The organism is Mediterraneibacter hominis, from assembly GCF_014287475.1.
Taxonomy (GTDB): domain Bacteria; phylum Bacillota; class Clostridia; order Lachnospirales; family Lachnospiraceae; genus Mediterraneibacter; species Mediterraneibacter hominis.
Genome location: NZ_JACOPF010000003.1, coordinates 98,918 through 110,843, shown reverse-complemented (window position 1 = coordinate 110,843; position 11,926 = coordinate 98,918). Strand labels below are relative to the sequence as shown.

At 43.0% G+C, this 11,926-nt stretch carries 11 protein-coding genes; all 11 read right to left on the bottom strand.

The window, feature by feature from the left end:
- Positions 1 to 27: 27 nt before the first annotated feature.
- Positions 28 to 693, bottom strand: a complete 666-nt coding sequence (locus tag H8S37_RS13515; protein ID WP_186876592.1) for a hypothetical protein — start codon at positions 691 to 693, stop codon at positions 28 to 30.
- A gap of 4 nt (positions 694 to 697) precedes the next feature.
- Complete coding sequence (locus H8S37_RS13510) at positions 698 to 1,423, bottom strand: DUF5058 family protein (protein ID WP_186876591.1); 726 nt, start codon at positions 1,421 to 1,423, stop codon at positions 698 to 700.
- A gap of 10 nt (positions 1,424 to 1,433) precedes the next feature.
- Positions 1,434 to 2,210, bottom strand: coding sequence for a prolipoprotein diacylglyceryl transferase (locus H8S37_RS13505; protein WP_186876590.1), 777 nt, complete (start codon positions 2,208 to 2,210; stop codon positions 1,434 to 1,436).
- A 108-nt stretch (positions 2,211 to 2,318) separates the two neighbouring features.
- Positions 2,319 to 2,567 (bottom strand): hypothetical protein, encoded by a 249-nt coding sequence (locus tag H8S37_RS13500; protein ID WP_186876589.1) that lies wholly within the window; start codon positions 2,565 to 2,567, stop codon positions 2,319 to 2,321.
- A 65-nt stretch (positions 2,568 to 2,632) separates the two neighbouring features.
- Complete coding sequence (locus tag H8S37_RS13495) at positions 2,633 to 3,565, bottom strand: alpha/beta fold hydrolase (protein ID WP_186876588.1); 933 nt, start codon at positions 3,563 to 3,565, stop codon at positions 2,633 to 2,635.
- A gap of 9 nt (positions 3,566 to 3,574) precedes the next feature.
- A complete protein-coding gene (locus H8S37_RS13490; RefSeq protein ID WP_186876587.1) occupies positions 3,575 to 4,945 on the bottom strand; it encodes a citrate/2-methylcitrate synthase in 1,371 nt (456 codons plus the stop codon).
- 144 nt (positions 4,946 to 5,089) lie between these two features.
- Positions 5,090 to 5,956 (bottom strand): 16S rRNA (adenine(1518)-N(6)/adenine(1519)-N(6))-dimethyltransferase RsmA, encoded by an 867-nt coding sequence (rsmA, locus tag H8S37_RS13485; protein WP_186876784.1) that lies wholly within the window; start codon positions 5,954 to 5,956, stop codon positions 5,090 to 5,092.
- Between the two features lie 25 nt (positions 5,957 to 5,981).
- Positions 5,982 to 6,743 carry a TatD family hydrolase gene (locus H8S37_RS13480; RefSeq protein ID WP_186876586.1) on the bottom strand — a complete coding sequence of 254 codons (762 nt, stop codon included), beginning with the start codon at positions 6,741 to 6,743 and terminating at the stop codon, positions 5,982 to 5,984.
- Positions 6,744 to 6,807: 64 nt separating this feature from the next.
- Positions 6,808 to 8,868, bottom strand: a complete 2,061-nt coding sequence (locus tag H8S37_RS13475; protein WP_330605007.1) for a beta-propeller domain-containing protein — start codon at positions 8,866 to 8,868, stop codon at positions 6,808 to 6,810.
- A gap of 18 nt (positions 8,869 to 8,886) precedes the next feature.
- The gene (locus H8S37_RS13470; protein WP_186876585.1) at positions 8,887 to 9,435 is read right to left on the bottom strand and encodes an RNA polymerase sigma factor; all 549 of its coding nucleotides are present in this window, start codon (positions 9,433 to 9,435) and stop codon (positions 8,887 to 8,889) included.
- Positions 9,436 to 9,611: 176 nt separating this feature from the next.
- Complete coding sequence (locus H8S37_RS13465; protein WP_186876584.1) at positions 9,612 to 11,891, bottom strand: hydratase; 2,280 nt, start codon at positions 11,889 to 11,891, stop codon at positions 9,612 to 9,614.
- Between the last annotated feature and the right edge of the window lie 35 nt (positions 11,892 to 11,926).

Genomic DNA, 11,926 nt, shown 5'->3' with positions numbered 1-11,926 from the left:
GGAACCCTGCTCTTTTTATGTAATCCTTTACAGCTTCCCTTTCTTATATAAGATTCTTGCCGCACCGATTGCAATCAATGCTCCAACCGGAACCAATACCCCTACTGAACTGGAAAGTGACGGCACCAGGAGGAAGAGAACTACCATAAATACAAGCGGCGCAATGGAAATTTTCCAGTTCTTGCTTACATAAACTACAGCAAGACCTCCAAACAATGCCGGAAGAATATTGTCAAACGCCGGTTTTAACGCCGGTGAATTTAAAATCGGTGTCAAAGGTACAAGTAAGGCTACTCCTGCCGCAATAATCACTGTTGTCACTATGGAAGAAGTCGCCACCGCAATTGTGGAAATCACTTCCCCTTCTTCTGTGCCCGGCTTTACCTTCGCGTTTTCCATTGCAGTCAAGGCTGCCGGCACCTTCAGGTTCGTAAGATTCCCTGTCACAAATGCAAGGTAAGAGCCTGCTGTTCCTAACATAGGCACAAACGTAAGCACTTCAATCAGTCCTACTGTCCAGAAAATGGGTGCAACTCCCAACAATCCTTTTAATACCGGCATAATACCCGGCCATGCATCATAGTAAATACATGTCACTGTAGGATATGCAAAAATCATTCCCAGAGCAAGCAGAATCCAAATCCTCCCGTAAATATGTGTCATATCCTCATATGTTCTTCCATTCTTTCCCATACTATCAGCCTCCTATCAGCGGTGTGATAAACACAGCAAAAACCATCGCTCCTAACATACTGATCGGCAGCGCGTAATTTTCCAGCCACTTCATATTGCACTTCTTTACAAGAATTCCGCAGATTCCCATCAAAAATGCGGAGAACAGAAGAACAAAAATCGGAATCCAGCCTTTTAAACCATCCCGTATGTCCGCAAATACCATTCCCAGAAACGCAGAAATCATCCCCAGGAACAGCGCAGTCATTACGATGTCTCCCCATTTGCTGTCCTTGTTTTTTAACTTTACTAAACCGCCCTGGATTTTCTTAATAAACAGCGGTACCCAGATAAGCCCCGGGAAAATCCCCAGTGTCATTACCCATGCTATTGCCGTATACACCTCCGGATCTGTAATCGTTGTCGAAAGAGAACCGATACCCAATGCATTTGCCGTCGTTGTAGCCGCAGGAAGCTCGTATGTAATCGCCCCGATTACACTTAAACGAAGCCATGGAAGCGGCAGTCCCAAAAATTTTGACAACGTGATCACGCCCAGAAGAATCGACACTGCCGGAGCAAAAGTGAACACCGCCGTAGAAATTATCATTTTACGTATCTGCTTCATATCCATATTGAGTGCCTTTCCTCTGCGGTACGCCCGCACAAGGAAGAATACAGACTGTGCTATGACAAAGACGATAACCAGCCCTGCCAGCACAAATAGAAATGTACTGCTCGGATTAAACATAAAACCCTCCTTATAAACTCTTTGTAATTTTTTTCCTTTTTCTAATTATATAATACAGAAATGCCCCTGCAAAGACAAGAATACTGATCCACTGTGAAGTCGAAAGCTCTAAAATAATTCCTCTTTCCTTGTCATCATACCGAAAATGCTCCAGTACAAAACGCACTGGTGCGTACAGCATTAAATAAAGCAACAGACTGTTTCTCACCTTGTTCCGGTTTCTGTATATATAGATAATCAAGACTGCCGCTATTATCAGATTGCAGACTGCCTCTGTCATCTGAACAGGAAACAAAGGCGTGCCGTTTGGAGCAATCAAGGACTCCGTATAAGTAATAGCTCCTGCTCCCGTATAGGGAATTCCATAACAGCAGCCGGCCGCACTGCATCCCATTCTTCCAAACGCATGCACAATCGGAATACAAGGAATACCTACAGATGCATATTCCATCACCTGAATGTGAAATATTTTCCAACAGAGGAATACTCCTGCCAGCCCTCCAATCAGTCCTCCATAAAAGACAAAGCCTCCTGACAGCCACGCTGAAAGATACTCTGTATCTGTTATTCTGGAAAAATCAATCTTCTTCCATGAGACAGCCAGATAAAGTATTTTTGCTCCTATAAGTCCTCCCAAAGCAACACAGCCTGCGAGTGTAATAAAGTCGTCATATTCTTTGTGAAAGAAATGTATTAGTATCCATCCAACAACAGCCGCTGCCGCCACACCAAGCATGATAAAAAATCCATAATACGGTATTGTAAAACTACCTACTTGAAATCCCATATTTTCGCTGCAAACTCCTCCCGCTTTCCTATTCTTTTCCTAATATCCAGCATGAAAAAGAGGAATGCATATGCACTCCTCTTCTCACTCATTCCCTTTACGTTAATATTACGCTAATGCTGCAATTCCGCCAACGCATGCGATGCAAGCCACATACATAATAAGGCAAAGTACCGTACCGATGATAGAGCAAACAAAACCAGCTGTCGCCATTCCTTTTTTTGCAGGATCTTTCTTTCCCTGTACGCCCAAGATAATTCCAACGATACCAATTACACCGCCGATCAATCCAAAGTTGCCAAAGAAAACACCGATTACGATAGAGATAATACCTAAAACTAATGATGCTACTGCCATTTTTATCCTCCGTAAAAATTTATATTTTTTTCACAAAAATATTATATATGTTTTATTATCCATTGTCAATCCATACATTCTTTCTCCAGCCATTTCCATATATCTTCATACACTTGTCTGCGGTCTGTCTCGTTGAGAAGCTCATGGCGGTCTCCGGCATATAGCCGGAGCGTGATGTCCTGTATGCCTGCCGCCTTATATTTCTCATATATTTTCCGCACTCCTTTTCCATAATTTCCGACTGGATCTTCCGTTCCTGCCAGAAGGATAATTGGAAGTGATTTAGGAATCATAAAGACGCTCTCTCTTTTCTGCATACTAAGCATTCCGCTGAACATATGGTAATACGCGTTCACTGTAAATACAAACGAACACAGAGGATCTGAAATATATGCTTCCAGCTTTCCCTCATCGCTTGTAATCCAGTCTGCTCTGGTTTTTGCAGGCTTAAACCGTTTGTTATAAGCCCCAAGCGCCATTCGATTTATCAGGCAGCTCCTGTAGTGCCAGCCTCTGCATACCGCTAATACACGACAAAGCCGTTTGCCAAGCTTAAGGAGCCTCCTGTTTTTGTCTGCTACAACTCCCATCAGTACAGCGCCGCTTAACCCGTTGCCATACATCTGAATATACTGCCTGAGAAGGCTGGAACCCATGCTGTGCCCCAGCATAAAGTACGGCACATCTGGATACTTTCTGCTGGTACGCTGACGGAGTGTATGCATATCTCCTAAGACACATGCATTTCCATATTTCTCATTGAAAAAGCCATATTCTGACTTGCTCTGTATAGATTTTCCATGTCCAAGATGGTCATTTCCCACTACATAAAATCCCTGTTCACATAAAAACTGTGCGAATTCATCATATCTGTTGATATATTCCACCATTCCGTGGCTTAGCTGCAAAACTGCTTTTACCCTGCCTTCTGGTTTCCATTCTATTGTGTGAATCTCTGTATTTCCATCCTTTGATGGGAAGTAAAACTCATCTTTCATGTTCACTCACTACCTGTCATCTAAATTTATGTAATCACGATACGGTGCAAGCGGCTTGTAAGCCGGACGGATAATCTTGTCTACGTTTTTCAGTTCTTCCAGTCTATGCGCACTCCAGCCAACAATACGAGCTGTTGCAAATATCGGTGTATAGAGAGCCGGCGGCAAATCCAGCATACTGTATACCAATCCGCTGTAGAAGTCTACATTCGCATTGACTCCTTTGTACATCTTTCGCTTTTCACCGATAACTTCCGGCGCCATGTGCTCTACTGTCTCATACAGCGCATACTCTGCTTCATGTCCTTTTTCCTTCGCCAACTGCTTCACAAAGCGCTTAAATATATCCGCTCTTGGATCCGATATAGAATAAACGGCATGTCCCATTCCATAAATAAGCCCTTTGCGGTCAAATACCTTTTTATCTAAAAGATCTATGAGATACTGCCGTATCTGATCTTTGTCTGACCAGTCTGTTAAAGCTGCCTTCATGTCTTCGAACATCTGTGTGACTTTTACATTCGCCCCTCCATGCTTTGGCCCTTTTAAAGACGCCATTGCCGCGGCGATTGTAGAATACGTGTCTGTTCCCGATGAAGTCACAACGTGCGTTGTAAATGTTGAGTTGTTACCGCCGCCGTGATCCATGTGCAGAACAAGCGCCATATCCAGAATTTTAGCCTCCAGCTTTGTATATTTTCTGTTCTCTCTTAGCATCATCAGAATATTCTCCGCTGTGGACAGCTCTGGCTGCGGTGCATAAATATACAAATCCTCGCCACGCTTATAATTATAGGCATGATAGCCGTAAACCATAAGCATAGGGAATTGGCTGATGAGATTCAGACACTGTCTTAAAACATTGGGAATACTTGTATCGTCAGCCTTATCGTCATAAGAATATAACTGTAAGATACTCCTTGTAATGCTGTTCATCATGTCGCGACTCGGCGCTTTCATAATAACATCTCTTACAAAATTTGGCGGCAACATTCTGCGCTCTGCGATCATTTCCTGGAATTCTTTTAACTGCACTTTATCCGGCAGTTCCCCAAACAGAAGAAGATACGCTGTTTCCTCAAATCCAGGGTGATGCGCGGCAAGAAAGCCCTTCACCAAGTCTTTTATATTGTAACCTCTATAATATAGATTTCCTTTGCAGGGCACCTGTTTCCCGTCCACCATCTTAAACGCGCACACATCAGAAATGTTTGTCAGACCTGCAAGCACACCTTTTCCATTCAGGTCGCGCAGCCCGCGTTTTACTTCATACTTTGTGTACAGTTCCTTATCAATCGCGTTGTTCTGCTCACATTTGAGGGCGAGTTCTTCAATCTTCGGGGTAATATCGAAAAAAATACTGTCAATGTCTTTTGCCATATGCCCTGCCTCCTTACTCATTCTTATTTTAATATGTTCTTTTTATTATACTAAAAATTGAAGTTTTATACAATCACATGACTATTAAATATTTATGAACTCGTAACAGCCATACAGTGTGCGAGAAGCATAAAGTTACATGAACTATTCCCCCAATCTGTCCGCAAGCGCCGCAAATTGCTCCAGTGTCAAAGCTTCTCCCCGCACATTGCTGTCTATCCCCAGCTCCAAAAGCGCCTGCTCTGCTTCCTCACGTAAAATGGTCAATTCTGTACAGTTTTTCAAACCGTTGACTAAAGTTTTTCTTCTCTGGTTAAAAGACGCGCGTATAATCTGAAACAGTAGTTTTTCATTTTTAACCTTTACAGGAGGTTCTGTATACCGTTCCAAACGTATCACTGCCGAGCCAACCTTCGGACGCGGCATAAAGCAATTCGGCGGGACATTCGCTGCCAGATACGGTTTTGCATAATACTGTACTGCCAGAGATAATGCTCCGTAATCCTTCGTTCCAGGTCCTGCCTGCATCCTCTGCGCCACCTCCTTTTGTACCATAACTGTAAGACTCTTTAACGGTACATGGTTTTCAAATAATCCCATAATGATCGGTGTGGTAATATAATATGGAAGATTGGCAACCACCTTGATTGGTTCTCCTGCATTCTCTTTTTTGGCAAGCTCTGCAATATCTGTTTTCAGTACATCGCCGTTTATAATTTTTATATTGTCATAACCATTTAATGTATCCTTTAAAATTGGTATCAATGCTTTGTCAATTTCAATCGCCGCTACCTTCCTCGCCGCACAGGCAAGGTACTGTGTCATCGTCCCGATTCCCGGACCAATTTCCAGTACAAAATCATCCTTTGTAATCTTTGCGGCGCGAATGATTTTATCCAGCACATGGGGATCTATCAAAAAATTCTGCCCGTATTTCTTCTGAAATACAAATCCATATTTCTTAAGAACAGCAATTGTATTCTGCGGATTTCCTAATGTCGGCTCTTTCATTTCTACGTTCCTTTCTATCTGTATCTTAAAGCTGGTACAGTCTTTCTGCATTTTTTTCTGTCTGCCAAATCACTTCTTGCACTGTTATTCCTTTTTGCCGCGCAATTTCTTCCGCAATATAAGGGAGATATAAAGAAGAATTTCGTTTTCCGCGGTACGGCGCCGGAGCCAGATAAGGACAATCTGTCTCAAGTACAATAGAGGAAAGGGGAATTTCCTGTACTGTCTGTTTTAATTTTTTTGCGTTTTTAAAAGTCACAACGCCTCCCACACCAATATAATATCCCATCTTTACATATTCTTTCGCCATTTCCGCTGAATAAGAATAGCAGTGTATAACCGCACAGAGCTTAGAAGCATAGACTTTCATTATCTCCATTGTATCCGCCGCCGCTTCTCTGCTGTGTATAATCACCGGCTTTTTAAGCTTTCCGGCAAGCTCAAGCTGACGGATAAACCAGGTTTTTTGTAAATCACGGTTTTCCTTGTCCCAATAATAATCCAGTCCTATTTCTCCCACAGCAATCATTTTGTCCCGTTTTAAAAGCGCTTCCATCTGGCAGAACTTTTCTTCATTTAACTGTCCCACCTCGTCCGGATGCACGCCAATTGCTCCATAAATAAAAGAATATGTATCTGCCAGAGCAACTACTTTTTCCCAGGAGTCCGTATCAGAGCTTACATTGACAATTCTCCCAATTCCATTCTCCCTCATAGCCTGTAAAAGCTGCTCTCTGTCGTCGTCGAACTGTGCGTCATCATAATGAGCATGTGTATCAAATATCATTACTGTTCCTCCACTAAAACAGCAGGCTCTCATCCAGAGAACCTGCCCCGAATCGTTGTCACGATTATAACACAATATCATCTATCTTATCAAATGTATCCAGCGTATACACTTCCACTGTATTTCCCGCTACCAGATAAAAACGGGAATCCGAATAAATTCCTCTTGCTTCTCCGTATCCTAACAGTTCTCTTGAAAAGCGCATTGTAAATCCCTTCTCGTTATCATAAGAAAACATATAAAACGTCTGCCGCTGTCCGTATGCAGTAAACCCAATGAGATTTAGTTCTTCACTTATAAGCGCCGCCTTATAGTTATAAGCAACATCTGTAGAGTACATATCTTCCAGAACGTATTTCTGTACTTCTTTTACATCTGCGGCATCTGAAATATCAAACATAGAAAGCTTTACCCCATTTGTTACCGTCCCTGTCTCGTCCACATCCATACCTATACCGAGTAGTTTTCCCTCTCCAAATGGATGCAGGTATTCTGAAAAACCAGGAATTTTCAGTTCTCCGATAATTTGGGGCTTCGATGGATCAGACAAATCTACTGAAAAAAGTGGATCCGTCTGACGGTATGTCACAAAATACCCTGTTTTCCCTATAAATCTCGCAGAATAGATCTGCTCCTCCCGGGCAAGATCATGAATCTCTCCTATTATTTCAAGATTCTCGTCCAGTACATATAGAGAATTTGATTCTTTAAAACCGCTTTCTGCCGCTGCCGTTTCCCCGCTTCTTGCCAATGGCGCCACACTATTTCCGACCGGACTTACTGTTGTCACCAGCCTTAAATTCCCCTCATATTCATCAATACTAAAAGAATCATTTAGTGTCCCGTCTATTTTCGTCTGTCCTTTTGCTTCAAGTACGCCATCTTGATACCCAATCTTGCGGATACAGGTCTGTGTCACAGTTTCTTCCTGTGCATTGTAATATCCTTCGCAAATGTATATATTTTCCCTGCTCACATAACAGGTTCCCACACTTCCAAACACTGCTATGCTATCTGTTTTTCCTGATGGTTCTGCAATAGCGAAGGCAGAAAGTACCGTATACTGTGTTCCTCTTTTATACTGTGGAAGCAAAATTTTACTGCTCTCAATGTTCTCTCCCCGGATTTTAGGAATATAAGCCTCTATTTCTTCCCTTCCTGCCGCTATATCTGCGTAAAAATTGCTCAATAAATATACATAGCCGTCTGATACCCGCATTGTATAGAAGCTGCCACTCTGTGAAAAAGTGTCCAAAAGCTTTGGCGCCGACGGTATACTGACATCATAAATATCAATTGCTGTATACTCCCGGTATTCCGTATTGTAAGTATCACTGTTTACATACGCTTCATCAGATAAAACCGCGCCGTCTGCATATCCTGATACGGAATATGCAATCAATAGAGAATTTCCCTCTACATACAGTTCGTATGCCGTCTTCTCCTTGTCCATTCGAATAGAGGCGGTCTGCACCATTTTTTCTCCCTCAATGCTTACAATCTGCACATTTTGCCCTTCCAATATATAGAGGTTCTTTCCGTCTGTCTTTACAATATCCCCCTCTCCTACTGCTGCTTCCCGTACATTCGTATCTGAATACCCGCTGTTTGCTGCGGGTTGCTCTCCTTGACCGGCATAAGGCTGCCCTGCCAAATCAGACGCACTTTCCACAGCACTTTCATTGGTACTTTTTGACACACTTTCAGCTCTTTCATTTAATTGTTCTTCCTGTGCCTTTCTTTCTTCCTTAATATAGGCATACACCTCGTCATAATCTTTTGCTGAAACGATTTTACCCGGGCTGCTTTGTGCAGCAGCATACTCTGTATCAATACCTATAGATAATTTTCCTCTGTTCTTCCCTGTAAACCATCCATTTTGAGCAGAGGCAATTCCTATAAGCACACAGACACATGCTGCAGCGGCGGAGCATACAGTCCTCCATTTTTTTCGCCTTCTATGCAGTCTTTCTCTTCTGCTCTTTTCAAGTCTTCTCTCAACTGCCTCCGGCCGCAAAGACTCTGGAACCTCTATGTTCTCTGCATTTTCAGCTATCCTCTCAATTACGCTCCCTTCTTGCTGCTCTGTTTGCTTATCCTTTCTCTCATCTACTTCTCTATCCACTCTATGCCATACCCCTTTCTACTCTAATATTTTTCTCATTTTTCCAAGTGCGCGGTTCTTTTTTGAACGCACGGTTGCCGCCTCAATCCCTAACATACCGCCAATTTCCGCACTCTTATATCCACCGAAAACAGAAAACGACACGATCAGCCGTTCCTCTTCACTGAGTGTCTCCAATGCAGCCCTTACGTCCGCTTTCTGTCCGTAATCTATCTCCGGTTGAGCAATATCTTCCGTAAGCTCCTCATCTTTTTCTCTTTTTATAAACCTTTTTCTACATTGATTTGCAAGTATCGTAAACATCCAATTGCGAAACGATGTTTCAGACTTTAACTTCGTTATATTTTCATATGCCGCTGTAACCGCTTCACTCACTGCATCTTCTGCATCCTGCGGATGCCGCAGTGTATACAGCGCAAACTTATACAGTTCTATATAAATCTGTGCATACAATGCTGAAAACGATTTTGTATCACCTGCTTTTGCCTTTCGGACCAATCTTAGTTCTTCTTTATGTTTGCCTCTGCCCCCAGTCTGACTGTCCAATCGGTTTTCTAACTGGTCCATGTGCCGCCCCCCTCTCTTCTTCATTTATATATTAGAGTAAAAAACAGATGGTTTTGTTGCATAACAAAACGGGCGAGCCCACTTCAGCTCCCCCGCCCTTTAATCTTAAGGGTATCGGCATGTCTTTCTGACCAGTCCAATACCCTTTTATACTTTATGAAACAAAAATACTGCTCTTATTTACCTGCTGTCGCTCTGTAATAGTTAATCAGACATCCCTGCAGGATAATTTCTCTTTCCGCATCTGTCAGCTCGCCTAAACGCAAATCCATTTCCTCCAGGCTGTCTTTTACAACATAAGCCTTGACGACGTCTGCTTTTTCTTCTACTGCCCTGCGGACATCCGGTACAAAGATATAATCTCCGTTCTTAAATGGCAGCTCCTTGTCGTCCGCATCCGTCAGGAAGGGAAGCATCCCCCAGTTAATCAAATTAGAACGGTACCTTTTTGTCGCATATTCATTTGCTATATTTGCCCATCCTCCCAGAACCTTCTGGCAGGATGCTGCCTGCTCGCGCGCAGAGCCGTCTCCCGGCTTAACTGCAAAAATCGTACTTCCCACACCGATATTTCCCTCTCCTACATTTGGATAGGTCTCTTTTACTTTTGCTACTACCGGCTTTAATTCTTCCAGTACCTCAAGCGGACATTTTCCTGCTTCAATAGCTTTTTGCGCAGCCTGTACCTCCTTAGCCCTTCCTACATATGCGGGATCTTTTCTGGACAGCGCAAATTCTGCCAGTCCCAAAGGATTAGACCGATAAGAAGATGTCTCGCCGGACGGAATGAGCTCGTCTGTTGTTGTAACCGGATCGTGAATCTCAGAAACTACCTTGAGCACAAGATTTTCCGGCAAGGCAGACATTGCCGGCCAATCTTTGATATTCGGACCGAACTGAATTTCCACACTTGGATCTGCTACCCCTTTGCTGTCAAAAACGCGGTTTTTATAAATATTTTTATCGAAATAATATTTCTGCCCTTTATATTCTACATCCATTGATGTCGCCGGAGTTAAGAACCCTTTATTTGCCGCAGTCGCCGCAATAGAGCGTGCGTCCATCAAGGCCACAGATGAAATCTGTCCGCTTTGCAGCTTAGAGCCCTCCCGGTTCGGGAAATTCCTCGTTGTATGCCGGATAGAGAACGCATTGTTCGCCGGAGTATCGCCCGCGCCAAAGCAAGGCCCGCAAAATGCTGTTTTCACAACTGTTCCAGCCTCTAATAAGTCGGCAACTACACCATTTTTAACTAGTTCCATATAAATCGGCGTGCTCGCCGGATACACACTAAATGTAAATGCATCCGCGCCAATATTTTTTCCTTTGATAATGTCTGCTGCTGCACAGATATTTTCAAATCCGCCTCCGGCACATCCTGCAATAATTCCCTGCTCTACATAGAACTTTCCATCTACAATTTTATCCTGAAGAGAATATTCCACAGCTCCATCCAGACTAATCAGCGCCTTCTTCTCCACATCATGCAGAATATCTGAAAGGTTTTCATTCAATTCATCAATTGTATAGACATTGCTCGGATGGAACGGCATCGCAATCATCGGTTTAATTTCACTTAAATCTACATAAACCATTCCGTCATAATAAGCTGTCTCTCCTGGATTTAATTCCTTGTAATCTTCCCTTCTGCCATGAATCTCATAAAATTCTTCAATCTTTTCATCGGTACGCCAGATAGAGGACAGACAGGTTGTCTCCGTTGTCATAACATCGATTCCAATTCGGAAATCTGCACTTAGCTTTCCGACACCCGGGCCTACAAATTCCATTACTTTATTATTCACATAGCCATTTTTAAAGGTCGCTCCAATAATTGCAAGCGCCACATCCTGCGGCCCTACTCCTTTCGCCGGTTCTCCGTCCAGATAGATTCCGACAACTCCGGGCATATTGATATCATAGGTTTTGTTTAAAAGCTGTTTTACAAGTTCGGGTCCTCCTTCTCCCATTGCCATAGTACCAAGAGCCCCATAACGTGTATGGCTGTCAGAGCCCAGAATCATCTTTCCGCCTCCGGCGAGTACTTCACGTGCAAACTGGTGGATAACTGCCTGGTGAGGAGGTACATATACGCCGCCATATTTCTTTGCACAGGTCAGCCCAAACATGTGGTCATCTTCATTGATTGTTCCACCCACTGCACAAAGACTGTTATGACAGTTTGTCAGAACATACGGCACCGGGAATTTCTCCAATCCTGATGCTCTTGCTGTCTGAATAATTCCCACAAATGTAATATCGTGGGATGTCAATTTATCAAATTTAATCCGCAGACTCTTCATGTCAGGGGCTGTATTGTGCTCCTTCAAAATTCCATAAGCAATTGTATTTTTAGCTGCTTCTTCCTTTGACACAAAAATTCCAGCATTTTCTACATCTTCTACTATCTCGGTACCATGTATTAAATAGACACCATTGTCATACAACTTTATCATAATAACCTCCTCCTTCTCGTTTCGCTTCTGTCCCT

Excerpts from the sequence above, each read along its gene's own strand:
- H8S37_RS13515 (WP_186876592.1), bottom strand. The coding sequence starts at position 693 with ATGGGAAAGAATGGAAGAACATATGAGGATATGACACATATTTACGGG.
- H8S37_RS13510 (WP_186876591.1), bottom strand. The coding sequence starts at position 1,423 with ATGTTTAATCCGAGCAGTACATTTCTATTTGTGCTGGCAGGGCTGGTT.
- H8S37_RS13505 (WP_186876590.1), bottom strand. The coding sequence starts at position 2,210 with ATGGGATTTCAAGTAGGTAGTTTTACAATACCGTATTATGGATTTTTT.
- H8S37_RS13500 (WP_186876589.1), bottom strand. The coding sequence starts at position 2,567 with ATGGCAGTAGCATCATTAGTTTTAGGTATTATCTCTATCGTAATCGGT.
- H8S37_RS13495 (WP_186876588.1), bottom strand. The coding sequence starts at position 3,565 with ATGAAAGATGAGTTTTACTTCCCATCAAAGGATGGAAATACAGAGATT.
- H8S37_RS13490 (WP_186876587.1), bottom strand. The coding sequence starts at position 4,945 with ATGGCAAAAGACATTGACAGTATTTTTTTCGATATTACCCCGAAGATT.
- rsmA (WP_186876784.1), bottom strand. The coding sequence starts at position 5,956 with ATGAAAGAGCCGACATTAGGAAATCCGCAGAATACAATTGCTGTTCTT.
- H8S37_RS13480 (WP_186876586.1), bottom strand. The coding sequence starts at position 6,743 with ATGATATTTGATACACATGCTCATTATGATGACGCACAGTTCGACGAC.
- H8S37_RS13470 (WP_186876585.1), bottom strand. The coding sequence starts at position 9,435 with ATGGACCAGTTAGAAAACCGATTGGACAGTCAGACTGGGGGCAGAGGC.
- H8S37_RS13465 (WP_186876584.1), bottom strand. The coding sequence starts at position 11,891 with ATGATAAAGTTGTATGACAATGGTGTCTATTTAATACATGGTACCGAG.